The 22,660-nt window shown below is 62.5% G+C and carries 23 protein-coding genes and 1 pseudogene; 10 read left to right on the forward strand and 14 right to left on the reverse strand.

Annotation, left to right across the window (positions count from 1 at the left end):
- Window positions 1–487 precede the first annotated feature (487 nt).
- Window positions 488–1,459 carry an ABC transporter substrate-binding protein gene (locus I6F16_RS01740; RefSeq protein ID WP_109143923.1) on the forward strand — a complete coding sequence of 324 codons (972 nt, stop codon included), beginning with the start codon at window positions 488–490 and terminating at the stop codon, window positions 1,457–1,459.
- A gap of 8 nt (window positions 1,460–1,467) precedes the next feature.
- Window positions 1,468–3,267: an adenylate/guanylate cyclase domain-containing protein gene (locus tag I6F16_RS01745; protein WP_225113963.1), complete on the forward strand. Its 1,800-nt coding sequence runs from the start codon at window positions 1,468–1,470 to the stop codon at window positions 3,265–3,267.
- A gap of 19 nt (window positions 3,268–3,286) precedes the next feature.
- Here I6F16_RS01745 and I6F16_RS01750 read toward each other — a convergent pair whose 3' ends face one another.
- Entirely contained in the window at window positions 3,287–4,186 is a 900-nt protein-coding gene (locus tag I6F16_RS01750) for a DMT family transporter (RefSeq protein WP_225113962.1), read from the reverse strand.
- Window positions 4,187–4,953: 767 nt separating this feature from the next.
- Between I6F16_RS01750 and I6F16_RS01755 the strand changes: the two genes are divergently transcribed.
- The 4 genes from I6F16_RS01755 to I6F16_RS01770 all read left to right on the forward strand — a co-directional run bounded on the left by I6F16_RS01755 (window position 4,954) and on the right by I6F16_RS01770 (window position 11,784).
- Entirely contained in the window at window positions 4,954–8,724 is a 3,771-nt protein-coding gene (locus I6F16_RS01755) for a vitamin B12-dependent ribonucleotide reductase (protein WP_225173393.1), read from the forward strand.
- Between the two features lie 24 nt (window positions 8,725–8,748).
- The gene (locus tag I6F16_RS01760) at window positions 8,749–9,519 is read left to right on the forward strand and encodes an ImmA/IrrE family metallo-endopeptidase (RefSeq protein WP_225173394.1); all 771 of its coding nucleotides are present in this window, start codon (window positions 8,749–8,751) and stop codon (window positions 9,517–9,519) included.
- 102 nt (window positions 9,520–9,621) lie between these two features.
- Complete coding sequence (locus I6F16_RS01765) at window positions 9,622–11,094, forward strand: P-loop NTPase fold protein (protein WP_225173395.1); 1,473 nt, start codon at window positions 9,622–9,624, stop codon at window positions 11,092–11,094.
- 174 nt (window positions 11,095–11,268) lie between these two features.
- On the forward strand, window positions 11,269–11,784 hold the full coding sequence (locus tag I6F16_RS01770; protein WP_225173396.1) for a ParB N-terminal domain-containing protein: 516 nt from the start codon (window positions 11,269–11,271) through the stop codon (window positions 11,782–11,784).
- Between the two features lie 194 nt (window positions 11,785–11,978).
- On the opposite strand, the gene I6F16_RS01775 is transcribed toward I6F16_RS01770, so the two are convergent.
- The gene (locus I6F16_RS01775; RefSeq protein WP_025575662.1) at window positions 11,979–12,245 is read right to left on the reverse strand and encodes a DUF2312 domain-containing protein; all 267 of its coding nucleotides are present in this window, start codon (window positions 12,243–12,245) and stop codon (window positions 11,979–11,981) included.
- A gap of 188 nt (window positions 12,246–12,433) precedes the next feature.
- Here I6F16_RS01775 and I6F16_RS01780 point away from each other — a divergent pair, with 188 nt between their 5' ends.
- Window positions 12,434–13,078: a phasin family protein gene (locus tag I6F16_RS01780; protein WP_225173397.1), complete on the forward strand. Its 645-nt coding sequence runs from the start codon at window positions 12,434–12,436 to the stop codon at window positions 13,076–13,078.
- 189 nt (window positions 13,079–13,267) lie between these two features.
- Here the strand turns inward: I6F16_RS01780 and I6F16_RS01785 are convergent, their stop codons facing one another.
- Window positions 13,268–13,567, reverse strand: a complete 300-nt coding sequence (locus tag I6F16_RS01785; RefSeq protein ID WP_128261897.1) for a hypothetical protein — start codon at window positions 13,565–13,567, stop codon at window positions 13,268–13,270.
- 313 nt (window positions 13,568–13,880) lie between these two features.
- On the opposite strand from I6F16_RS01785, the gene I6F16_RS01790 reads away from it, so the two are divergent.
- The gene (locus I6F16_RS01790; RefSeq protein ID WP_225173398.1) at window positions 13,881–14,894 is read left to right on the forward strand and encodes a hypothetical protein; all 1,014 of its coding nucleotides are present in this window, start codon (window positions 13,881–13,883) and stop codon (window positions 14,892–14,894) included.
- Window positions 14,895–14,930: 36 nt separating this feature from the next.
- Here the strand turns inward: I6F16_RS01790 and I6F16_RS01795 are convergent, their stop codons facing one another.
- The 7 genes from I6F16_RS01795 to I6F16_RS01825 all read right to left on the reverse strand — a co-directional run bounded on the left by I6F16_RS01795 (window position 14,931) and on the right by I6F16_RS01825 (window position 19,797).
- Window positions 14,931–15,434, reverse strand: a complete 504-nt coding sequence (locus tag I6F16_RS01795; RefSeq protein WP_036022860.1) for a hypothetical protein — start codon at window positions 15,432–15,434, stop codon at window positions 14,931–14,933.
- Between the two features lie 288 nt (window positions 15,435–15,722).
- The gene (locus I6F16_RS01800; protein WP_225173399.1) at window positions 15,723–16,763 is read right to left on the reverse strand and encodes an acyl-CoA desaturase; all 1,041 of its coding nucleotides are present in this window, start codon (window positions 16,761–16,763) and stop codon (window positions 15,723–15,725) included.
- A 217-nt stretch (window positions 16,764–16,980) separates the two neighbouring features.
- Window positions 16,981–17,262, reverse strand: coding sequence for a hypothetical protein (locus I6F16_RS01805; RefSeq protein ID WP_225140327.1), 282 nt, complete (start codon window positions 17,260–17,262; stop codon window positions 16,981–16,983).
- Between the two features lie 261 nt (window positions 17,263–17,523).
- Window positions 17,524–18,153, reverse strand: a complete 630-nt coding sequence (locus I6F16_RS01810) for a cell envelope biogenesis protein TolA (protein ID WP_225173400.1) — start codon at window positions 18,151–18,153, stop codon at window positions 17,524–17,526.
- A 97-nt stretch (window positions 18,154–18,250) separates the two neighbouring features.
- Entirely contained in the window at window positions 18,251–18,655 is a 405-nt protein-coding gene (locus I6F16_RS01815) for a VOC family protein (protein ID WP_225173401.1), read from the reverse strand.
- 236 nt (window positions 18,656–18,891) lie between these two features.
- Window positions 18,892–19,251: a cytochrome c gene (locus I6F16_RS01820; RefSeq protein WP_036000186.1), complete on the reverse strand. Its 360-nt coding sequence runs from the start codon at window positions 19,249–19,251 to the stop codon at window positions 18,892–18,894.
- Window positions 19,252–19,344: 93 nt separating this feature from the next.
- On the reverse strand, window positions 19,345–19,797 hold the full coding sequence (locus I6F16_RS01825) for a pyridoxamine 5'-phosphate oxidase family protein (protein ID WP_225113953.1): 453 nt from the start codon (window positions 19,795–19,797) through the stop codon (window positions 19,345–19,347).
- A gap of 225 nt (window positions 19,798–20,022) precedes the next feature.
- On the opposite strand from I6F16_RS01825, the gene I6F16_RS01830 reads away from it, so the two are divergent.
- Window positions 20,023–20,373 (forward strand): zinc ribbon domain-containing protein YjdM, encoded by a 351-nt coding sequence (locus I6F16_RS01830; RefSeq protein ID WP_225113952.1) that lies wholly within the window; start codon window positions 20,023–20,025, stop codon window positions 20,371–20,373.
- 6 nt (window positions 20,374–20,379) lie between these two features.
- Here I6F16_RS01830 and I6F16_RS01835 read toward each other — a convergent pair whose 3' ends face one another.
- Complete coding sequence (locus I6F16_RS01835) at window positions 20,380–21,294, reverse strand: DMT family transporter (protein WP_225173402.1); 915 nt, start codon at window positions 21,292–21,294, stop codon at window positions 20,380–20,382.
- An 85-nt stretch (window positions 21,295–21,379) separates the two neighbouring features.
- Window positions 21,380–21,796: a nuclear transport factor 2 family protein gene (locus I6F16_RS01840; RefSeq protein ID WP_225113950.1), complete on the reverse strand. Its 417-nt coding sequence runs from the start codon at window positions 21,794–21,796 to the stop codon at window positions 21,380–21,382.
- A gap of 129 nt (window positions 21,797–21,925) precedes the next feature.
- Here I6F16_RS01840 and I6F16_RS38145 point away from each other — a divergent pair.
- Window positions 21,926–22,012, forward strand: a pseudogene (locus I6F16_RS38145) (Ada metal-binding domain-containing protein); the annotation flags it as partial.
- Between the two features lie 5 nt (window positions 22,013–22,017).
- Here I6F16_RS38145 and I6F16_RS01850 read toward each other — a convergent pair.
- Complete coding sequence (locus tag I6F16_RS01850) at window positions 22,018–22,224, reverse strand: hypothetical protein (protein ID WP_225113949.1); 207 nt, start codon at window positions 22,222–22,224, stop codon at window positions 22,018–22,020.
- Window positions 22,225–22,395: 171 nt separating this feature from the next.
- Window positions 22,396–22,599 carry a hypothetical protein gene (locus I6F16_RS01855; RefSeq protein WP_025035973.1) on the reverse strand — a complete coding sequence of 68 codons (204 nt, stop codon included), beginning with the start codon at window positions 22,597–22,599 and terminating at the stop codon, window positions 22,396–22,398.
- Between the last annotated feature and the right edge of the window lie 61 nt (window positions 22,600–22,660).

Consider the following 22,660-nt stretch of genomic DNA (forward strand, 5'->3'; position numbering starts at 1 on the left):
GTCATGATGGCTCTGGGTCACAAGCAGTGATGCTCTGGCAGATCAGAATATCTCCGCTCGTCCCTCAGGAGCGAACATTGCCTTTATGAGCCCCTAGCCCGTATGAGTACACGCGCTAGCCCGTGAGTTGCCGAAGGCGCTGCAGTCACCCAATCTATGAGGTCGTGGGCACTGGCTCAGGATGTGAGTTCCAACTGTCCTTTTGAGACGCCATAGCTAGCCCGGATCCGCGCTGGAGGTGTTCGGACACCGCGCGATGCAACGCGTAAGGCCGTTTTGGTCTTAACCGGGCCGGTCTCAAGTAAAAATCAAGCGCATCTCAAGGACAAATCGTCTCGCCAGCCCAGTCTCTGAGCATGCTCACGAGGACAAATGTCGGAGCCGGTGGCGCGACAGTCCGCTTGCGGAGCGCAACAGTCATCAGACGCACAGCTAGGATCTTGGTCTGCGGCCGGAACTGCAAGGCCCAGCCTCGACAGGTGCTCGCATGAAAAGACGAGAGTTCATCTTTTTGATTGGTGGGGGGTTGGCCTGGCCTGCGATCGCACGGGCGCAGGGCGGAGCCAAGCTGCATCGAATCTTCTGGGTCTCGACTGAGTCCGAACCGGATCCCTTCCTGGACGGCTTTCGCGATGGAATGCGCGCCCTGGGATATGTCGAAGGCAAGACCGTAACCTTCGAGACGCATTATGCCCCTGGAAATCCGCAGGCACTGCGGAAGATCGTCTCCGAGTTGCAGCGAGGGGATGTCGACCTTGTGGTCTCGAGCGGTCCGGCGACACGCGGCATGACTGCAATCACCGACATCCCAGTGCTGTTTGCATTGAGCGGCGACCCCGTCGCTTTGGGTGTGGTGAAGAGCCTTGCTCACCCCGGCACCAATTTCACCGGCAGCACATTCCTGTCGCTCGAGCTGGCAGGAAAGCGCGTTGAGCTGCTCAAGGACATTTATCCAAAGCTGCGAAAACTGGCGGTCCTGTCGAACACGGATCATCCGGGAGAGCCGCTGGAATGGCGTGCGACGTTGGAGTCGTGCCGAAATCTTGGGATAGAGGCAGCCTACGTTCCGTTCTGCGGCGCGCGCGAAATCGAGAATGGGTTGATGGCTGCCGGCAAGGTGGACGCGGATGCTCTCCTCGTGTTTCCCGATGCTGTGACGCTGGTGCATCGTGCGAAGATTGCGGAGCTTGCAATCGCGCACCGGCTGCCTTCGATGTTTGGCTGGTCTGAATATTGTGACGCTGGAGGTCTCTTGAGTTACGGCGCAAACCAGCGCACGACCTATTTTCGGCTTGCCACTTATGCCGATCGCATCCTGCGCGGTGAATATCCGTCAGACCTTCCGGTGATGCGTCCCGAGAAGTTTGAACTGGCAATCAATATGAAGACAGCCAGGCTTCTGGGTATCGAGCTGGATGTGTCGTCGATCCTGTTTCGCGCCAGCAAGGTGATCTCCTGAGCGTAGCTATGAAGGACGGTGCTGCGCAGCCCTCTTCGTGTACGATGCCTCCGCGTCGCTCGCTGTTCTGCAAGTACTTCGCGACGTTGTTTGTCGCTGCGGTCGTGCCTCTGATACTCGGCGCGGCCGTCGAGGCTTCTTTCGGTTACCGAGACCAGCGTCGCCAGATCAGCGCGGTGCTGCAGGCCGATGCTCGCGCGGCGTCCGACAGGATCGAGGCGTTCACCGATGGCATGCGAGATCAGCTGGGTTGGATGGTGCAGCTTCCCTGGTCTGCCGGAGACGATGCGCAACATAAGATCGATGCCTTGCGTCTCCTCCAGCAGGTGCCTGCAATCGTTTCGGTTTCGCTTCTGGATGAGACCGGCACCGAACGGGTCTTTGTTTCCAGGCTGCTTCTGAACAGGACCGGGCGCGGCATCGATATGTCTGCGGATCCCGCTGTTCTGGGCGCACGCGGCAACAAAGTCTGGTACGGACCGGTTCAGTACCAGCAAGATTCAGAGCCCTATATGAGGATCGCGGTTGCCGGGAGCCTGCCGGCCGCAGGGGTTGCGATCGCCGAGGTCAATCTGAAGCTGATCTGGGATGTCATCGCAGCCATTAGAATCGGCGAGACCGGCTACGCCATTGTCGTCGATGATTCCGGTCATCTGATCGCACATCCCGATATCAGCCGGGTTCTGCGCGGCCGCGCCAGCTCCGGCAGTTTTGGCCGGATCAAGCATCTCGTTGGCGCGGCGAGCGGAGCGGCGGTGATAACCGGGGAGCGAGGCAACCCGGTGGTGGCGCTATCCGTTCAGGCCGCCGATGTGGGATGGACGGTGATCGCGATGCAGCCAACCGCGGAAGCCTTTGCATCAATTCGGGCGGCCTTGTGGCGCTCGTCAATTCTCATTGCCTTTGGTGTTCTTGTCGCGCTGGCGCTCGCCTATTGGCGCGCGCACAGAATGTCCGGTCCGATCAAGCAACTGGAAGAGGGCGTGGAGCGGATCAGAACCGGACAATTCGAGCATCGCATCAAAATCTTCAGCGGTGACGAGTTGCAGCAGCTGGCGTTGCGTTTCAATGAAATGGCTTCTGAACTGGCGATCTCGCAGCAGAAATCTGCGCGGATCGAACGGCTGAAGCAGTTCCTGCCATCACAGGTCGCCGAATTGGTCGAACATTCTCACGAACTGCTCGAAGGGCAGCGACGTGAAGTGGCTGTCATTTTTGGCGACTTGCGCGGCTTCACGGCGTTCTCCACTCGCAATGAACCCGATGTCATCATGGCCGTCATGCGAGAGTACTACGAGGCCGTCGGCGCCGTGACGACTCGTCACGAGGCAACGCTCATCGGCTTTGATGGCGACGGAGTCATGCTGCTGGTCAATGCCCCGATCGCATGCGAACAGCCGGCAACTCAAGCGGTCCGCCTCGCGATCGACCTGCAAATGACGGTTCAGTCCCTTGCCGGCAAATGGTGTGACGCCGGCCACGCGATCGGCTTTGGTGTGGGCGTTGCCATGGGACCGGCAACGGTAGGAACGGTCGGTTACAACGGCCGGCTGGATTACACGGCGATGGGAGCCGTGGTGAATTTGGCCTCGCGGCTCTGTAATCTCGCCAAGGACGCGCAGATCCTGGCTGATCCCACGATCGCTGGAAGAGTGAGGGATAGCGTCCCGATGGCATCGCTCGGACAGCGGACCATCAAAGGCTACGACCAGGCTCTCGAGGTCTTTGCCGTCGCACCTGCTGACCTTCCGTCGAAACTGCCGGGCTTGGCACAACGGAGGCGAGAGAAAGAGGCTCAGGACCACTGATAACCCGGCGTCCGGACGGCTACCCCCGTGTCGCCAGCACCACCGCGGCCAGCGTAAACACCAGCCCCGCGATCTGCCCCGGCCCGAGCGGCTCGCCAAGCGCGACCGCCGAGGCCACGACGCCGATCACCGGCACCGCCATGGTGCCGATCGCGGCGACCGAGGCCGGCAGGCGCGCCAGTGCTGCGAACCAGCTGACATAGGCGATGCAGAACTGCCCGACGACCGAATAGACCAGCAGCCACCAGCCGAGCGGCGTCACATGCGACAAATGCGTCGTCTCGATCAGGAGGCCGACGATCGAGATCGGCAGGCAGCCGATCCCGATCTGCCAGGCTGCCGCCGCGAGCGGCGGCAGGTGAATCGGGTACTTCTTCGAGAGCACGGTGCCGAGGGCAAAGCCGAACGCGCCGACCAGCACCATGATGATGCCCGGCAGCTTTTCCGTGCTGGCGGCAAGGCCGTTGCCCCCCATGATCGAGGCAAGCCCTGCGAAAGCCAGCACCAGCCCAAGCGTGCGCAAGACCGTCGGCCGCTCGCCCAGGACCGGCCAGGCGAGGATCGAGGCCCAGACCGGCATCGTATAGGCGATCAGCGCCGCCTCGCTCGCCGGCAGCCAGAGCAGCGCCAGGCCCATCAGCACCATCCAGCAGGTGACGTTGAGCGCGGCCGCGGTGAGCAGGCGCGGCCAGATCGCGCCCTCCACGTACAGGCTTTGCCGCCGGATCACCGCAAGCAGCGCCAGCAGCAGCGCGCCGAGCACACCGGTGACCCCGCGCAGTGTCAGAGGCGGCAGCTCGGCAAGTAGGAATTTCGTCACCGGCCAGTTGAAGCCCCAGCCGATCGAGGTGATCGCAAGGAACATCAGGCCGGCCGGGGCGATGCGCGGCCGCACGCCCGGCGTCGTCGAATCAAGCATGTCGGCTAGTCCGGCAAATCGGGCGGTCACCTTGGCCCGGATTCGCGGGTCCCACCACCGCTTTGGCGGGCATGCCTGCCCTCACCGTCCGTAGGGCTACGTGAGTCCTGCTGACGCAATCCCATTGCTCAAAAATATACCTGCCCTGTGAACAGCGGGATGAAGGCCCCGCGTCATCACGGCATGCAAATTTTTTCAGTTGGGAATCCCTGAGGACTCACTGATACTTGGGTCCACGACAGGCGCGGCGAAGACCCCTGTTATCCCCCGCAATCCACCATATTTAGTATTTGATTCAGGAACTCGCACTAGTTCTTGACGGGCGCAACGGAGAGTCCTAGCTTTCGGTCCGTTCGGCGCGAGTGAGTTTGCGTCCCGCCGGCACTCCCCCAAAGGGTCTCGCAAATTTCAGCTCCGCCAGCCGGCCAAAGGCTGCGGATGAGGGCTTGTCTGCCCTCGGAATGCAGGCTCTTCGGGGCGCCAGAACGGGCCGGCAACAGGCTCGGATGGCATCGATGACGAAGTGACGTTGTGGGGCGTTGAACGCATGTCGCGCACATCCCCTTGGGGGCGGATGGGTGTGGACATGCCGGCGGGATGATCGATGCGACGCATCGAGGTCGCGCCGGGAAAAACAGGGCCGGATCCACCGGCTGAACTGCGGTGCCTCGAGGCCGAACGGCCGAAGGCAACGCGAGATGCAATGACGACCCGGCACGCCCACAACGAGGGGCGGGACCGGTCAAAGAAAAGGACGGGGCAAGACCATGCGGATTGAGCGGCGCCACACCACTTCGGGACAGTCACCTTATGCGGGAATCGAATTCCGCCTGACCACGTCGGAGATTCGCAATCCCGACGGCTCGGTCGTGTTCAAGCTTGATAACGTCGAGGTGCCGAGCGAGTGGTCGCAGGTCGCCTCCGACGTGCTGGCCCAGAAATATTTCCGCAAGGCCGGCGTTGCCGCGCGCCTGAAGAAGGTCGAGGAGGAATCGGTCCCCTCCTTCCTGTGGCGCTCCGTGCCCGATACCGAAGCCCTCGCCGCTCTCCCCGAGAAGGAGCGCTATGTCAGCGAGCTCTCGGCCAAGCAGGTGTTCGACCGCCTCGCCGGCTGCTGGACCTATTGGGGCTGGAAGGGTGGCTATTTCACCAGCGACGACGACGCCCAGGCCTTCTACGACGAGCTCCGCTACATGCTCGCCATGCAGATGGTCGCGCCGAACTCGCCGCAATGGTTCAACACCGGCCTGCACTGGGCCTATGGCATCGACGGCCCCGGCCAGGGCCATTATTACGTCGACCCCTTCACGGGCAAGCTGACCAAGTCCAAGTCGGCCTACGAGCATCCGCAGCCGCATGCCTGCTTCATCCAGGGCGTCGGCGACGACCTCGTCAACGAGGGCGGCATCATGGACCTCTGGGTCCGCGAAGCCCGCCTGTTCAAATACGGCTCCGGCACCGGCTCCAACTTCTCGCGCCTGCGCGGCGAAGGCGAAAAGCTCTCCGGCGGCGGCCGCTCCTCCGGCCTGATGAGCTTCCTCAAGATCGGCGACCGCGCTGCGGGCGCGATCAAGAGCGGCGGCACCACGCGCCGCGCGGCCAAGATGGTCGTCGTCGACGTCGATCACCCCGACATCGAGACCTATATCGACTGGAAGGTGAAGGAGGAGCAAAAGGTCGCCGCCCTCGTCACGGGCTCCAAGATCAACCAGAAGCACTTGAAGGCCGTGCTGAAGGCCTGCGTCAACTGCGAAGGCTCGGGCGACGATTGCTTCGACCCCGAGAAGAACCCTGCCCTGCGCCGCGAGATCAAGCTCGCGCGCCGCAGCCTGGTGCCCGACAATTACATCAAGCGCGTCATCCAGTTCGCCAAGCAAGGCTACAAGGACATCCAGTTCGACACCTACGACACCGACTGGGATAGCGAAGCCTATCTCACCGTTTCGGGCCAGAACTCCAACAACTCGGTCTCGCTGAAGGACGACTTCCTGCGCGCGGTCGAGACCGACGGCGACTGGAATCTCAACGCCCGCACCTCGAAGAAGGTGACCAAGACGCTGAAGGCGCGCGATCTCTGGGAGAAAATCGGCTACGCCGCCTGGGCCTCGGCCGATCCGGGCCTGCACTTCAACACCACGATGAACGACTGGCACACCTGCAAGGCGTCCGGCGACATCCGCGCGTCCAATCCGTGCTCGGAATACATGTTCCTGGACGACACGGCGTGCAATCTCGCCTCGGCCAACCTGCTGACGTTCTACAACACCGACACCAAGCGCTTCGACGTCGAGGGCTATGAGCATCTCTGCCGGCTCTGGACCGTCGTGCTCGAAATCTCCGTGATGATGGCGCAGTTCCCGTCGAAGGCGATCGCCGAGCTCTCCTACGAGTTCCGCACGCTCGGCCTCGGCTACGCCAATATCGGCGGCCTGCTGATGACCATGGGCCTGCCCTACGACTCCAAGGAAGGCCGCGCGCTCTGCGGCGCCCTCACCGCTGTGATGACCGGCATCACCTACAAGACCTCCGCCGAGATCGCGGCCGAGCTCGGCACCTTCCCCGGCTACAAGAAGAACGCCGCGCATATGCTGCGCGTGATCCGCAACCACCGCCGCGCCGCGCATGGCCAGTCCAACGGCTATGAAGCGCTCAGCGTCAACCCGGTGCCGCTCGACCTCGTCTCCTGCCCGCAAGCCGATCTCGTCAGCCATGCCCAGGCGGCCTGGGACGCGGCGCTCGAGCTCGGCGAGAAGCACGGCTATCGCAACGCCCAGACCACGGTAATCGCGCCGACCGGCACGATCGGCCTTGTCATGGATTGCGACACCACCGGCATCGAGCCCGACTTCGCGCTGGTCAAGTTCAAGAAGCTCGCCGGCGGCGGCTACTTCAAGATCATCAACCGCGCGGTCCCCGCAGCGCTGCGCGCGCTCGGCTATCGCGAGAGCGAGATCGCCGAGATCGAGGCCTACGCCGTCGGCCACGGCTCGCTGGCGAACGCCCCCGGCATCAACGTCACCACGCTGAAGGCCAAGGGTTTCACCGATGAAGCCATCGCCAAGGTCGAGAAGGCCTTGCCGACCGCCTTCGACATCAAGTTCGCCTTCAACAAGTGGACCTTTGGCGAGGATTTCATCCGCGACCAGCTCGGCATCGGTGCGGAAGCCATTGCAGCCCCCGGCTTCGACCTGCTCCAGGCCGTCGGCTTCACCAAGCGCGAGATCGAAGCGGCCAACGTCCACATCTGCGGCGCGATGACGGTGGAAGGTGCCCCGCACCTCAAGGCCGAGCACTATCCGGTGTTCGACTGCGCCAATCCCTGCGGCAAGATCGGCAAGCGCTACCTGTCGGTCGAGAGCCACATCCGCATGATGGCGGCGGCGCAGCCCTTCATCTCGGGCGCGATCTCCAAGACCATCAACATGCCGAACGACGCCACGGTGGAGGACTGCAAGTCCGCCTACATGCTGTCGTGGAAGCTGGCATTGAAGGCCAACGCGCTCTATCGCGACGGCTCCAAGCTCTCCCAGCCGCTCAACTCGCAGCTCATCAGCGACGACGAGGACGAGGACGATGCGGTCGAGCTGCTGCACGAAAAGCCCATGGCGGCGCGCGCCACGCATGTGGCCGAGAAGGTCGTGGAGAAGCTGGTCGAGCGCATCGTCGTGATGCGCGAGCGCGAGAAGATGCCCGATCGCCGCAAGGGCTACACCCAGAAGGCGGTGGTCGGCGGACATAAAGTCTATCTCCGCACCGGCGAATACGATGACGGCCGTCTCGGCGAGATCTTCATCGACATGCACAAGGAAGGCGCGGCGCTGCGCTCCTTCATCAACAACTTCGCCATCGCGGTGTCGCTCGGCCTGCAATACGGCGTGCCGCTCGACGAATATGTCGACGCCTTCACCTTCACCCGCTTCGAGCCGGCGGGCCCCGTGCAGGGCAACGACAGCATCAAGTACGCGACCTCGATCCTGGACTACGTCTTCCGCGAGCTCGCGGTGAGCTATCTCTCCCGCTTCGATCTCGCCCACGTCGATCCCAATGAGACGGGCTTTGACGCGCTCGGCAAGGGCGTCGAGGAAGGCAAGGAGCCGGACGAGGACGGCGGCCACCACGCGACCAAGCTCGTCTCGCGCGGCCTCACCCGCTCGCGCACGGACAATCTCGTCGTGATGCGCGGCGGCTCGGCCGCGGTCAGCCAAGGCAACGACAGCGCACCGTCAGGCGGCAGCCGGGTCACGGCGCTCGCCGCCCACGGCGCTAGCGCCCGCGTCGGCGACGCCATCGAAGGCGCCGTCGCCCTGAAGCAGGAAGCCCAGCACGACCTGTCGCCGACGGAAAAGCTCGAGCAGTTGCAATGGAGCAAGGCCGGCAGCGCCGCGACCGCCGCTCCGACAAAGGCCGAGCGCCGCGCGGAAGCCAAGGCCAAGGGCTACGAGGGCGAGATGTGCTCAGAGTGCGGCAACTTCACGCTGGTGCGGAATGGGACGTGCATGAAGTGCGATACGTGCGGGTCCACGACGGGATGTTCGTGAGAAGGTAACTCAAATAGGACGGCAATGGATCACGAGGAACACGACGATCGTCGCGTTACCCGTCGCTCAAACGACGAATGCCGTCGCATTGCCCAAAACACAAAAGCCTATTTTGGCATCAAGAGAATCTGGCCGGTCTACATCGGCCAGATTCTTCGTTCGAACAAGATCCTGACGCTTCGGGGTGAAAAGCCTCTTCGGTATCATGTCGTCGACGACCACGTTCTCGGCACCAAGGACGCCAGAACCGAAGAGATAGACGGCACCATCGTTATCACGGCGAAGAGAACGATCGATTCTCAAGCATGTTGGGGAGACGACCGGCCGAGGATGACTCTGGCTCACGAACTCGGGCACGCTGTATTGCATGCCACTTCCGGCGCCATAGATCATCGACCAACCGGCGCCGCAGGGACAACCAGCCTGTCGAAGATCAACGCTTCGGAGTCGGCGGAACATCAAGCGAAGGTTTTCGCATCGGCGTTTCTCATTGATGATCTTCGCGCGGCAGAATTGGCATCGCCCTTCGAAATTTCGGCCGAATTCATAGTCAGCTTATCAGCCGCAGAAATTTGTTACGAACGCCTTCAAATTGAGCGCGAAAGAGCTGAAGCGGCGGCCCGTGTTCTCAAATCCAATGAGGCACATCAAGCACTAATGCGCAGGAATGAGCGACGCCCAAACTATTTGCAGGCGATCTGTCCGGCTTGCAAATCCCAAACGCTTCTGCCGTTAGCGACCAAAGTTGGATGCGAGAGTTGCGGCTACGTGGGCGACCATCCCGAGGATGGCTAGCCTACAACGTTAGTACAGATCGAAGCGATGATCATAACGAATGTACCGCTCAAGCCGTCGTGATAGCTCAATCCGAACTATTGTAGAAAGATTACTCGTTCGATGACCGAGGACAAATACAGTGATCTATGGGCGGACGATCATTTGGGTCGCGCCGAAGATGCCATTTTTCTCAAAGACTTTCTACTAGGCCGCCTTAGCGAACGAAAGCAAGCCAAGCTGTCAGAATCGTACGTTTTAAACATCGACGCACAATGGGGACAAGGAAAGTCCTTCTTTCTCTCGCGTTTTGCGAGGATGTTGCGAGACGAACACTTTCTCGTCGCAGAGGTAAACGCTTGGCATGACGATCACGCCGACGATCCCCTCCTGTCTGTGATGAACGCCGTCGATCAAGCCGTCGCACCGCTAGTTGAGCACGAGAATCATGTTCGCGACCGATGGAATGAGGTCAAACGTACTGGAGCAGCCATCGCCATCGCCGCAGCCAAGGGAGCCGCGGTACAGGCGACAAAGAAGCTCATCGGCAGTGGGATCGATGAGATTGGCGCCATTCTATCAACAGGAGGCGCTCCGCCCGATCTCGCTAAAACTGGCGATGACGTAGCAAAATCGTTAGGAGATATCATTGACGAGAAAGGCAAAGCCCTTTTGGCAACCTTTCGGGAAAGCAAGAAGACGATCGAGCGGTTCCGCCGAAGCCTTCATGGCTTTCTTCAGGAGGCATCTCAGAAGGGACAGCCGCTCCCGCTGTTTATCCTCATTGATGAGCTCGACAGGTGCAGACCAACGTTTGCTATCGCCATGCTCGAACGCGTCAAGCACTTGTTCGACATCGATCAAGTCGTTTTCATTATCGCGACCGATACAGCACAGCTCTGTCATGCAGTAGAAGGGGTCTATGGGGGCGGCTTTAATAGCCAAGGCTACCTTTCTCGCTTTTTTGACCGGACCTACTACTTCGATCGTGTTTCGCGACAACAGTTCATCGAGAATATTCTGTCGCAAACGCCCTTGGATGAAACGAAAATCTCACTACCCCCCAACACTAGCCTAGCAACATACTTGAGCAACGGATTTGACTTTTTTGGTTTACCCCTGCGGGATATCGAGCAAGTCTTCGACATTCTCCGCAGCGTGGTGTCCGCCTGGAACAATCGTCTAAAGATTGAAATTTGCGTGCTGTTTCCAGTGATAGTCGCCCATCAACAGAAGCAGTCCGCACCATTTGACCACAACTTCTCAGCGGCCCTCAATAACTTGCACCAGAAGCTAGGTGGCGTTGATCATTGGCCAGTTAGATTTCCAGCGACGAGACATGAGCGTTCCGACGGAATGACCTCCGGCGTAAGCCTAGCCAATGACTTTGTTTCCCAGTCAAGTCGGGGGTTACATGACCTCAACCACGAAGTCACTGCTCCATATTCTCGATGGGTCCTGCAAAGACTTTCGGATGAGTTCGCGATAGCGCACGGAAACCAATATCGACAAGGATTCGAGCCAATATCGATCGTCCGTAAATATCCAGATATGGTGAGAAGCGCAGGTCGGCTTGTAAATCGACAACGAACCTAGGGATGGGATCTCGGTGACGGTTCTTGCACCGTCACCGCAGTCGCGGTGGTTCCGGCTTCGAGGCTCATCAATACCCACCGCCGAAATTGCCTTTGTGGCTGCGCCCTTCCCCCCTAAACTCCCACCCTCAACGGCATGGGTTCCGACGTGCCTGGTAGAAGCGGAGTTAAAGTCATGCCCAAACCGGAAAGCTTCCCGATCGAGAAGATCTTCGTTCCCACCAAGCAGAAGAAAGCCATCAAGCCCGAGACCGTCGCCGAGATCGCGGAAAGTATTCTGGAGATCGGACAACAGGCCCCCATCTCCGTTCGGCTCGACGGAGACCGCCTCGTTCTGGTCGAGGGACTGCATCGGTTAGAGGCCTGCAAGGCGCTCGGCGAGGCGACCATTCTCGCCGTCGTCGTCACGGCCGAGCTTGCTGAGCACAAGCCGCTTCTCGCCGAACGACCCGAAGTCGAGGCAGAGCGCATCAAGATGGCGCGATTGAAGCAGTTGCGGCTGGAGAAGGAAGCCGCGGAGGCATCGGCGGCTGCCCTGAAGGGCGTCAGGCAGTCGGAAGCGCCGCGTACCCGTCCGACGAAAGGTGTCCGCGACAATCCGAAGGCATCACCGGGCCGGATTGTGAAATCGAAACCGAAATCATTGTCGGACTGGATCACGCAGCAAAAGGGCAGCGGCGGCCGCTATTGATTGCCGACACCGTCATTCCGGGGCGCGCCCGCTTGGGCGCGAGCCCGGAATCCATCGGGCGGCACGACGAGTGGCGCAATGGATTCCGGGCTCGCGCTTCGCGCGCGCGCTCCAGCTTGCATGGCTTCCACCGAACCGACAGCCGCAATCCTTTCGATCGCGGCCATCTCTCCTCACCGATCAACCCAATCGTCTCACGCCGCCTTCGCCTGCTCCGGCGAGGCCGTCTCCATCGCGCGCATGTAGAGGTCGAGCAGGCTTTCGCGCTCGTCGCGCTCGTTCTTGTCTTCCTTGCGCAGCTTGATGATCTCCTTGAGGATCTTCACGTCAAAACCCTCGCCCTTGGCTTCCGCAAAGACTTCCTTCTTCTGTTCGCTCAACTCCTGCATCTCGCTGTCGAGGTTCTCGATCCGCTCGACGAAGGAACGGATCTTGCCGCCGGGAATGGTGATGTCGGACATGGTGCCTCCTCGCTGACTGAGGTCGTGAAAATGCCCGCAAAGAAATGACCAATGTGTTAACCGAGTTGCCGCACCCGATGCCGTGTGGCGGCCTTCTAAGGCGGCGACACAGGCGGCCACCCCGCGGCTATCTGGATCGGCGACGTCTTGCCGTATGCCTCGACGATGCAGCGGCAAAATCTCACCACATGACCGCCACGCAAGCGACAGCCCACAATCGCGATTTCAGCGCAAACGCGACGGAGGCTCGCGGCTTCATCGATATTCAGGAGCCATTTGCAATGTTGAGTGCGGTGGACAACAAGCCAAGGGGAAAATCCGGCCGGCGCGGCGGCAAGAAGAAATCGGGACATCGGACCGGGGCCGCCGAGCAACGCGCAAGTGCAGCGCATCAATTGCCGGATGCCCCGGCGGAGACCAGGCACGAGACCGGGCAAGAGCCGAGCCGACCGATCAGTGCGGAGATACCTTCGGCTGCAGCCTTGCCGAACGAGGCTTCCGGGATGGAGCTCGCTGCAAGCCCACCCGTCGCACCGGTCGAACCCTTGGAGGCTAGTACGCAGGCGATTGCCGACGCCTATAGCGACTACATCAGGACCTCGCTTGAGCAAGCCTGGAGCTTCCTGGGAAAGCTCGCGACGGCGCGTTCACCCGTCGAGGCCTTTGAGCTTCAGATGGCGTACGCGAAACAGGCCTGCGACTCGTTTGTCGCCGAATCCCAGAAGATCACCGAGCTGCATGAACAATTGACCAGAGAAAGGGTCATGCATCTTGAGGGGTTCGTGGCCAGGCTCACCCAGACCACGCTCGAAATCCGCACGATACGTCACTGACGACGGGTGCACATTGCGGCGCCGCGGGACGTAAGGTGGGTTAGCTGGCGGTTGCGCGAAGCGCGGTCCGCCGGCGTAACCCACCACCTCTCCGCCGCCGAGATTAAAGAGGTGGGTTGCGCTACCCGACCTGCGCTTTGCGCCGTCGCGGAGCTAACTCACTCTACGCGCCTGAGGACCGCCTGAAGTTCAGTACCCTGACTTCGTGCCGGTGGTCGACCCGGTGCCCGCGCCTGTGGTTTGACCTGTGGTTTGCCCTGTAGTCCGTCCTGGAGCGTAGCTCGACGCGCCGGGGCTGGTTCTCTTCGAGGACTTCGCGTGCTGCTTCTTCTTGTGTCCCGGAGCGTAGCTGGAAGCGCCCGGCTCGCCCTTCTTGCCCATTTGCTGCATCTCATGACCTGGCGTCTTGCTCGATACGCCCTGAGCAAATACGGCTGGTGCGGTAGCCATGACAACGGCAGCCGAAAGCGCGATGATCATTGCTTTCATGTTGTCCTCCTCTGACAAACCCCTCAAAGGAAACGGAATGGACTAGCGCCCGTTCCCCTCAGCGAACGTTCATAGCGCCGCGGGGCTGGACGCCCCTGGGATCGTCATTCGTTGATGAGCTTCGATCCGCTCGACTACCCTACGAAATGCGCTTTGCGCAGTCGCGGCGACAACCCATCCTACGCCCTCACTCCGCTCGCTCCCTCGCCCGCCATAATTTCTCCTTTGCACACGCGTTGTGTCTGACAGCGGCGAGACCTATCCTTGATCGGACTGCCTCCCATTGACGCCCGACCGGATGGAGAGCGCATCGATGCCTGACACGAACGACCCCAAGCCTGATACCGGCAAGACCGATAACGCCAAGCCTGATACCGCCAAGCCTGATGCGTCCAAGCCGGACGAGGCGCGCGCCGACGGTGGGCTGGCGCGGGCCTACGACCGGATCAAGAGCGCAGAGGAAGACCTTGCGCGGCTGGACCGGCTGGTTTCCGGAATGGAACGCAACAGCGAAGCCCCGCGGACCTCGCACGCAAGCGCCGCCTCGACGGCAGCCGCCACCTTCGCAAACAAGGCGCCGACGCCGGATGCCAGGGTTCTAAACACCAAGCCACGCAATCAGGGCCTGAGGGGAGACAAGGCCATGATGCGCGCTTTGGCCATTCTCGTGATGGCGATCGGCCTTCTCGGTGCCGCCGTCGCATCGCAATACAGCGACGAGGCGACATCGATCGGCAAGTCCATCATGGCGCGATGGGCTCCACTCGCGAGCGCGCCCCCGCAAGCGTCCGCGGCGGAAAGTCCGGCGCAGCCGGCGACGGTCCTGCTGGCGGCCGCGGATGAGCCGAGTCCGGTGCCTGCGCCGCCGGGGCCCAAGGACACCGAAAGCGCCCCGAAGCCTGCCGCCACGGCGGCCGAGCCGTCATTGTCCGAGCTCGCGCAATCGCTCAATGCCATCACGAGCGAGCTTGCGAACATCAACGGCAAGCTCGAGCAGCTGAAGAGCCGCAGCGAGCAGACCCTGCGCGACCAGGCCGCCACAATCGAGCAGCTCAAGGCCGCGCAGGAGAGGGACGCGGCGGACAATGCGCGCCTCGCCGCGCAGGTCCAGGCGTTGCAAACGCAACTGAGCGCGTCATCGGCGCCATCCGCCTCTGCACCCGCCAAGCCCGTCGCGCGCAGCGTGGTCAACAACGACACGGCTGCGCGTGCCCGGGCGCACCTACCAGACGCCGCGCCACGGCGGACGAGGCCGCCGCCGCGAGGCGGCTGGATGCCGCCGCGCTATATGGCCGACCCTTATTATTACGGCGACCCGGATTGGTGATCCCGCAAGGATTTGACGCCCGACCCTGCGTGCGCCTCAGCGTATCTCGCTCATCGTCACCTTGGCCGCGATCCCCGTCAGCTCGGGCTCTTGCGGCGCAAGCTCCTCATCGGAAGGGCCGACCGAGACTTCAGCCATTCTGCGTTTGACCTGTTCGCAGGTCTTGCGAACGTCTTCGGTGAACAGCGCGCATTCTTCGATACGCTTGAAGATCTTGCGTCCCTCTTCTCGGTAGCCTGCCGCCGTTTCTCGCATGAAGGCGATCGCATCATGAACCTGGGCCGTCAGCGCCTCGCATTTTTGCGCGGCGTCGATCAACTCGGTGCCCATGGCCTCGATCTCTTTTGCAGCGGACTCATAGTCGCGAATGACCGCTTCTGCACTGAGCGCACCGACGCGCGACACGCCCGCGGTGTGCTCCACGTAATCAGGCAGATTAACTGAAGTAATGGAGTTTCCCGACCGGATCGAAGTGATGTCCGCTTCGAGTTGGACCAAGTTCACTCCGTCCCGTCTGTGCAATTGTTCGACACTTGCCATGACTGTCCTCCCAATACGCGCTGAAAACCCCAAGCAGCATTGGGTTTATTACGGGGATAAATGCCGTTCTACCTCTATGTATTCTTGACAGTCTCCACTTTGCCACTTTTACCCAATCGCCAACTCTGCACGCAGAGACGGCGAGCCATCAAACTTCAATTTTTCCGTGCACCTGTTCGAACGCGCGAACCTGACGACGAGTTCGACCGGCACTGTCGCCAACCTCAACGTCCGGCGAACCGCCTGCGCAGCGGAAATCCGCATCGCGCCCGCCATTGGCGGGCACGATTATGTTCCGGGGGCGCGAAGGTCGTCGCCCTCGAAGGCATTCCCGACGGCGGCTGGCGCAGGCTCGCCCGGCCCTGCATCCGCCGCACGTTGGCGGCCGGCACCGCCCGCCGCGAAAATATCATGCACCAACCCGAGCTTCCCCAATCCCAGAATGATCAACCCGTTGATGTCCACCTCGTACCAGGCGTGCGAGATGTAGGCATCGCGCGGATAGCGGTGATGGTTGTTGTGCAGCCCTTCGCCAAAGGTGAGCAGCGTGGTCACCAGCTCGTTCGTCGTGCCGTCATGGGTCTCGAAGCGGCGGTAGCCCCAGCGGCCATCGCTGTGGCAGACCGAGTTCACCAGCGAGGTCGCCATCGTCATCAGGTAGCTGCGGAACAGGCCGGCGAACAGGATGCAGCCGATCATCGTGCGCACGCCGCCGAAGGCGTAGCCGATGGCGCCCGGAATGATCAGCGCCGAGAGCGCGTACCAGTACCAGCGCGTCCTGGTGAAGAACATCGCGATCGGGTCGGCCAGGATGTCCTTGGCGTAGTAGCTGGCATCGGTGGTCTCGCGGTCCCACACCCAGCCGCCTTGCGCATGCGTCATGCCCTTGGCGAAGCTGGTATAGGGATTGCCGCCGCCGTCGTAATAGGGGCTGTGCACGTCGCCGGGCCGGTCGGAGTGCAGATGGTGCCGCCGGTGGTTGCTCACCCATTTCAGGATCGAGCCCTGCACCGCCATGGTGGCGAGCGCGGCAAAGATCGTCCGCATCACCGGACCGCAGCGGAAGCTGCGGTGCACGAAGTAGCGATGCATGAAGCCGATCCCGATCGTGGACATGATGAACGTGCCGGCGAAGACCGAAACCTCGACCCAGCCGATGCCTTGCCAGAAGGCCCAGACCAGCGCCGCGACCGAGCCGCCGACCATGATGGCGAACGAGATGTAGGAATCGCGAAACTTGGCCTCGACCACCGGACCTTCGGTCAGCACGCCCGGCGGCATCTTCGGCTCCGCAAGCTGCTCGGACGCCACGCTCTCAACCACGCTCATTTCAGCCGATCCATTTACACTGCACTTTTCTGCAGTGCAGCGTACAACCCCTGGTTATCAGAGGCAAGGACCGGAGCGGCCGTAGGAGCACGGGCGGCGCAGCCCCGCCCCTTTCGCTTCTCTGCCGAATGGAAAGTGGAGACCATGACGAGCAGATGCACGTCCTGCATCTGTCAGCGTACGCTCATGCGCCGATCAGTTTGGCGTCCGTCGGCCTTCACCACCAATACGGCCAGCGCCATCCCTCATAGCGCACGTAGGACGGCACCAAGGGCGGGCCGTAGGGATCGACCCGGTCGTGCTCGGGGCGATAGCGATAGCGTGGCACGATGTTGTAATCCCACGGCGTCGGCCTCAGCACCGGCGCCGTGATGACGAGCCGCTCTTGCGGCGCGCGAACGACGACGGCTCTCCGCGTCCGGGCTTCGGCGTCCGAGATTGCAAGGCTGCTCAGAACCAGGGCGGTTCCGAGCGCGCAGGCGGCAGTCATCTTGGTCATGCGTTAGTCTCCTTCGCTTAAAGAGTGCAAAAGGATGCCAGCCGAGGCAAGCAAATTTCGCGCGAGGTGCGGACATAAGCGCTGTGCGCTTTGGCGCTCCGACCTCTCCCCGTCATTGCGAGGAGCACTTGCGATGAAGCAATCCAGAGTCCTTCCGCGGAGGGAGCCTGGATTGCTTCGCTCCGCTCGCAATGACGGCGAGTATGACGCAAGAGTGGTCTGGATGAGCAACAAATCTCCCCGGACGTCGGCACCTGCCCCTCACTCGCGCGCGCGGCGCAGCGCCTGATCCAGCTTGTGCCTCTGCTTGTCCCAGCGCTCCTGCTCCGCTTCGGCGCGCGCCTCGAGCGCGGCCCGCTCGGCTTCGATCGCCTCGGCCTTCGCTTCGTGCTCGCGTCTTGCCTTATCGAGTGCGGCTTCCGCCGCGGCAACCGCCTTGTCGCGCCGCGCACGCTCCTTCGCGCGAGCGGCCTCCTCCTTGGCACGCGCTGCCTCGCGCCGCCGCTCCTCCTTCTCGAAAGCCGCGGCGGCCTTGCGCGCGGCCGCAGCGTCGATCTCGCGAGATATATTCCGGGCCGTCTTGGCGGGACGCTTTTTCGATTTCGACTTGCTCTTGGATCTGGGCTTCGTCTCGCCGTCACCGAGATCTGTCGGCAGCTCAGCGCTCTCGGTGTACGGGCCGTCCGAACCCACCGGACGCCTCAGCACCACGCCCGGCTTCGCCAGGGTTGCAGCGACGACATCAGGATCGTCGGTCTCCCTGGCGACACCCTGATGGAACAGATTGGAGCTGGCGCCCCAGGCAGCAAGCGCCGCCTTCATCGAGGGCGCGGCGATCGCCTGATCGTAGAAGCCGAGCGAGGTCTGGTACGTCTTCAGCTTCTTTGCCATGTCGCTCCGATGTCGGCGCAGCCTTCCGCAGGCGATCGTAGCCCGGATGGAGCAAAGCGCAATCCGGGTGGCTCAGCACGCTCGGCCCCGGATTAGGCTACGCACCTTCAAGCAACGCGTCATACCCTTGCGCGCTGAACGCCAACAGACAAAAACCGTGCCCGAACGGATCGGCCAGCATCGCGATCCGCCCATACGGCGCATCGCTCGCCGGCACTTCCATGATCGCACCCGCAGCGAGGGCACGCGCGACGGCGGCATCGACATCGTCGACGACGACGTCGATATGCATCGGCGTCCAGTGCCGCTCATAGCGGCGGCGGTCGCCGCCGGCGCCGATGGTGCCGGCCTGCTTGGTCAAGAGATACACCGGTGCGGGCCAGCCGTTGAGCTCGACGAAGTCGGCGCCGAAGCGGCGGCCGACCGAGAGGCCAAAGGCTTCGGTGTAGAACGTCGTGGCTTTCGCCACGTCGGGAACGTCGATGTTGAGGAGGAAGCTCATGAGCGGCTCGTCGCAAGTTGAGGCGCGAGCGTAGCCCGGACGGAGCGCAAGCGTAATCCGGGATGGTGCCGCACCCGACGCCCCCGACCGCGTTCCACGATGGCATCATGCCATTGTTTTGCCCGACGGGTCAAATCCTGTTCGATTTTGCCGAAGTCAGGAAAAACCCCGAGCAATTCCATGGGGATGGCTACTGTGCATGGGGTTGTTTTCGCAACACTTGCTTGAGCCGGCCCTCAATTGCGCTTCAGGCTCAGGATATAGGCCGATAGCACCTCGGCCTGCTCCGGCGAGATCACGAGATTCGGCATGGTCTGGTGACTGGTCCGCCAGAACACCTTGAGCGAGAGCGCGGTGGTGCCGTTGCGGTCGGCGATGGATTGGAAGCTCGGTGCCTCCTGGAAGAAGCCGGCCATGTGCGGCTCGATCGCGTGACACGACTGGCACCACGCCTGCGCCAGGCGATGACCTGCAGCGACCGCGCGCGAGCCGGGCCTCGGCGCCCCGGCAGCAGTGTGGACGAGGCTGAACAGGAACAGCACCGACAGCGCGATCAGGACGGCGATGCCGATGGAGATTCGAACATTGTGCGACATCGCCCGACCTCACGGCATTGAATTGTGGAGCAGCTTAGATGTGCACCACGACGCCAGCTTGATCTGCGTCAAGCCAGCTCGCAGCTCGCGTCTTCAGCACGTGACGAGATCGGTGTGGCCGAATCCCTTGGAATAATCGAGCAGCGAGATCACCGTCGGTGTGAGACGGATCAGCCGCACCTCGGACGGCTTCGGCACGGGGAGGCCGATGGCCTTCTGCTCGGGATAGCGCGCCATCAAAAGCGCGATCGCCTTCTCGGCCTCGGCCGGATCGGTCACGGCCACCGCCCGCGCCGCCATGGACAGGCCGGTGATCTCCATCACCTGCGCCGGATCGTCATCGATCGCCAGCGACACGCGCTCGTCCCGCGAGATGTTCTGCGCCTTCTGGCTGTCGGGGCCGCAGAGAAAGTAGATGGTGAAACCTTCGTTGGCATAGCCGACAGTCGTCACTTGCGGCCAGCCATCGGCGCGAAGCGTCGCGATCCGCATCGTGCGGTGCTGGTCCAGCAAGGTCTGGATTTTTCGTCTGAGTGTGTCGTCCATCGCTGCCTCCGGCGGTCATTCCTGAAGACACGGTACGCCCCTCGCGCGCAGTGCCGTTGATGCAGCTCAACGCGCGGCGGCGATGTTGAAGTCGCCGGCAGGCACCGGTCCGTTATATCGCACCCGTAGGTCACGCTCGGCCCGCGCCGTGCGCAGCTTTTGCTTGCTTTCCCGGTTCCCGCCTCTACGGTCGCGCCGCGAACGAACGCGCGAGACAAGACCGTCATGACCGACGCGATGAAATGCCCGACCTGCAATTCCGAGCACGCCTATCAGGACCGCGATCTCTGGGTCTGCCCGGAGTGCGGCCATGAATGGAGCGGCGCGGCGGACGCGGCCACGGACACGGCGCAGGATGCGGGCGTGCGCGATGCCAACGGCAATGTGCTCGCCGACGGCGACAGCGTCATCGTGATCAAGGATCTCAAGATCAAGGGCTCGTCCTCGGTCGTCAAGGGCGGCACCAAGGTGCGCAATATCCGCCTGCAGGACGCCAGCGACGGCCACAACATCGCCTGCAAGATCGACGGCATCGGCGCGATGAATCTGAAGTCGGAGTTCGTGAAGAAGGCGTGAGGTCCGCTAGCTTTGCCGCTGCGCCAGGTAGAACCCGCACAGCACCGTCACGAGGCCTGCCGTCTGCAGCATCGTGGGCGGCTCGCCGAGCAGCAGCCAGCCGGTGAGCAGCGTCAGCGCGGGCACGCAGGCCGGAAACACCGCGGCGCGGGCCACGCCGAGACGCTGGACGGAGACGGCGTAGAGATAGAGCGCCGCGGGGCCGGCAAGCACGCCCTGCGCCAGCGCCTGGATGGCGTTCTCGGTCATGCCGATCGACGCAATGTGGGCGAGACCCACCGTGGCGACGTAGACCGGCACCAGCAGCAGCGACAGCACGTTGATCACGAGCGCAGCCGACAAGGCCGAGACGCGCCATCGACGCAGCATCGCGCCGAAGCCGGCGAACATGAATCCGGCGAGCACGAAGATGAGATCGCCCTGAATGCCGTCGGCACCGATGTGGCCGATTGATTCCGCACCGATCACGCCGAGGCCTCCGACGATGACGAGCGCGCCAGTCAGGCGCGAGGCGGAGATCCGCTCCTTCAGCACGACCGCCGCGAGCAGGAGGCCGCCGAGCGTGGCGCAAGAGGGCTGGATCACACTGCCATGGCCGAGCGGGACGAACAGGAAGCCGATGTACGAGATCAGCGACATCACGGGACCACCGAGCACCATCAGCACGAGCCCCCTGCCCCAGCCGATGCCGCAGAGATCGGAGAGTCCGGCGCGCAACACCAGGGGCAGGAATGCGATCCCCGACCAGACATAGCGATGCACCAGCAGATCGACCGGCGTGAAGCCGGCCTTGAGGCCGTGCCGCGTGGCGGCAAAGCCGAGCGCCCAGAACAGCGCTGCGGCAAGCCCGCAGACCACGCCGAGCAGTGCCGGCGCGGTATCCTTCTTCTGAGCGTCGGCGCCGCTCGTCCGCTGATCCATGGATCACTCGATATGTCGGCTCGCTGAGCCGCTCAACCCACGCGGCTGCAGGGCTGTCACGCGAGGGCGATGCCGACTACGCGTGTTACAGCCCCTCATCGAAGACCATCCGCCATCCCTTGCGCGTATCCATGTATTCTCGCACTTGCCTGATCCGGTCGCCCACCACCTCGAACACGAAGCAATACTCGTTCTCGTACGGCTTGCCGCCGGGCAGCGTGGCGCGCATCCGCTCCTCCACGATCACGACATCGCCGTCGACATACACGCCGCGGAAGACGATATCGATGTCCGAAAACAATCGGTGCATCTCCTGCGCGATGAAGCGGGCGATCTGGTGCGCTCCCACCATGTGATCGGTATGATCGAGCGCGACGGCGGTGGCATTGGCCTTCGGCGCGATCCATTCGGCGTCGTCGGTGAAGAGTGCTGCGATGCGCTCGGGATCGCGTGACGAAAAGGTCTTCCAGGCGTTCAGTACGACGTCTCTCGGGCTGGTCACGATGGGGTCTCCAGCCGTGTTGCGATGAGAACCGCCTTCTAGGCCGCGGTGCGAGCCGCGGCTCGCCGCAATCGGACTCGGTCATCCGGCAGCCCTTCCGCCGCCGACCTCATGCGCTACCATGCGATCATGCTGAGCTTTGATGTCTGCAACGCCGCGCGCCTGCGCCGCGATCCCCGCTATGACGGCCGCTTCTTCACGGCGGTGAAGACCACGGGCATCTATTGCCGGCCGGTCTGCCCGGCCAAGCAGCCGCTGGCGCGCGGCGTTGCGACCTGCTGCTCGACATGTGCGGCACCGAGCACGCGCAACTGCAGCGGGGAAGCCGGGAATCCGTTGGCCTCATAGGTCGGCAGCTCGGCGGCGAAAGCCGCGGTACCGCCCGCGATCGTCAGGAAGGCGGCGATCGACAAGGTCTTTTTGTTCATTGGTGATGCTCCGAGGTTTGAGAGTCGGAGCCTATTTAGGCGCATTTTGCTGCAGTGCGACATACACCGCCGCATTGCAACATCGCATGCAATGCATGACGTTATGCCTAATGCGTCCAGGGATTTGGGCGAATCACGCCGGCTGCGACGCGGCGCCTCCAGAGGAGCCGCTCAGCCACCAAGCACGTTGCCCCAGCCGTCGAAGAGATAGGTCTTCCAGGCCACGGTTCCATCCGCGCCGGGCCGGCTGGCGCGGCGGTAGTCCTCGGCCTGGTCGGCGGTCCAGGTGATGATCGTGTCGGAGAGACGATCGTGCAGGATGGCGGGCTCGGTGGGGTCGAAGGCGTCCATGGGACGAAGCGAGGGATGCGTCATGGCGCCTCCAACGCACCAGCCGCAACAAAGTTGCGGCAACGTCAAATGGAACCGGGCGTTG

The organism is Bradyrhizobium sp. IC4060 (genome assembly GCF_020193715.1).
Classification (GTDB): Bacteria; Pseudomonadota; Alphaproteobacteria; order Rhizobiales; family Xanthobacteraceae; genus Bradyrhizobium; species Bradyrhizobium yuanmingense.

Bases quoted from the DNA above. Each gene is read 5' to 3' on its own strand.
- I6F16_RS01740 (WP_109143923.1), top strand. From the start codon at position 488: ATGAAAAGACGAGAGTTCATCTTTTTGATTGGTGGGGGGTTGGCCTGG.
- I6F16_RS01745 (WP_225113963.1), top strand. From the start codon at position 1,468: ATGAAGGACGGTGCTGCGCAGCCCTCTTCGTGTACGATGCCTCCGCGT.
- I6F16_RS01810 (WP_225173400.1), bottom strand. From the start codon at position 18,153: ATGGCAAAGAAGCTGAAGACGTACCAGACCTCGCTCGGCTTCTACGAT.
- I6F16_RS01765 (WP_225173395.1), top strand. From the start codon at position 9,622: ATGACCGAGGACAAATACAGTGATCTATGGGCGGACGATCATTTGGGT.
- I6F16_RS01785 (WP_128261897.1), bottom strand. From the start codon at position 13,567: ATGAAAGCAATGATCATCGCGCTTTCGGCTGCCGTTGTCATGGCTACC.
- I6F16_RS01750 (WP_225113962.1), bottom strand. From the start codon at position 4,186: ATGCTTGATTCGACGACGCCGGGCGTGCGGCCGCGCATCGCCCCGGCC.
- I6F16_RS01850 (WP_225113949.1), bottom strand. From the start codon at position 22,224: ATGAACAAAAAGACCTTGTCGATCGCCGCCTTCCTGACGATCGCGGGC.
- I6F16_RS01795 (WP_036022860.1), bottom strand. From the start codon at position 15,434: ATGGCAAGTGTCGAACAATTGCACAGACGGGACGGAGTGAACTTGGTC.
- I6F16_RS01805 (WP_225140327.1), bottom strand. From the start codon at position 17,262: ATGACCAAGATGACTGCCGCCTGCGCGCTCGGAACCGCCCTGGTTCTG.
- I6F16_RS01835 (WP_225173402.1), bottom strand. From the start codon at position 21,294: ATGGATCAGCGGACGAGCGGCGCCGACGCTCAGAAGAAGGATACCGCG.
- I6F16_RS01755 (WP_225173393.1), top strand. From the start codon at position 4,954: ATGCGGATTGAGCGGCGCCACACCACTTCGGGACAGTCACCTTATGCG.
- I6F16_RS01775 (WP_025575662.1), bottom strand. From the start codon at position 12,245: ATGTCCGACATCACCATTCCCGGCGGCAAGATCCGTTCCTTCGTCGAG.
- I6F16_RS01830 (WP_225113952.1), top strand. From the start codon at position 20,023: ATGACCGACGCGATGAAATGCCCGACCTGCAATTCCGAGCACGCCTAT.
- I6F16_RS01770 (WP_225173396.1), top strand. From the start codon at position 11,269: ATGCCCAAACCGGAAAGCTTCCCGATCGAGAAGATCTTCGTTCCCACC.
- I6F16_RS01790 (WP_225173398.1), top strand. From the start codon at position 13,881: ATGCCTGACACGAACGACCCCAAGCCTGATACCGGCAAGACCGATAAC.
- I6F16_RS01855 (WP_025035973.1), bottom strand. From the start codon at position 22,599: ATGACGCATCCCTCGCTTCGTCCCATGGACGCCTTCGACCCCACCGAG.
- I6F16_RS01800 (WP_225173399.1), bottom strand. From the start codon at position 16,763: ATGAGCGTGGTTGAGAGCGTGGCGTCCGAGCAGCTTGCGGAGCCGAAG.
- I6F16_RS01825 (WP_225113953.1), bottom strand. From the start codon at position 19,797: ATGGACGACACACTCAGACGAAAAATCCAGACCTTGCTGGACCAGCAC.
- I6F16_RS01815 (WP_225173401.1), bottom strand. From the start codon at position 18,655: ATGAGCTTCCTCCTCAACATCGACGTTCCCGACGTGGCGAAAGCCACG.
- I6F16_RS01820 (WP_036000186.1), bottom strand. From the start codon at position 19,251: ATGTCGCACAATGTTCGAATCTCCATCGGCATCGCCGTCCTGATCGCG.
- I6F16_RS01760 (WP_225173394.1), top strand. From the start codon at position 8,749: ATGGATCACGAGGAACACGACGATCGTCGCGTTACCCGTCGCTCAAAC.
- I6F16_RS01780 (WP_225173397.1), top strand. From the start codon at position 12,434: ATGACCGCCACGCAAGCGACAGCCCACAATCGCGATTTCAGCGCAAAC.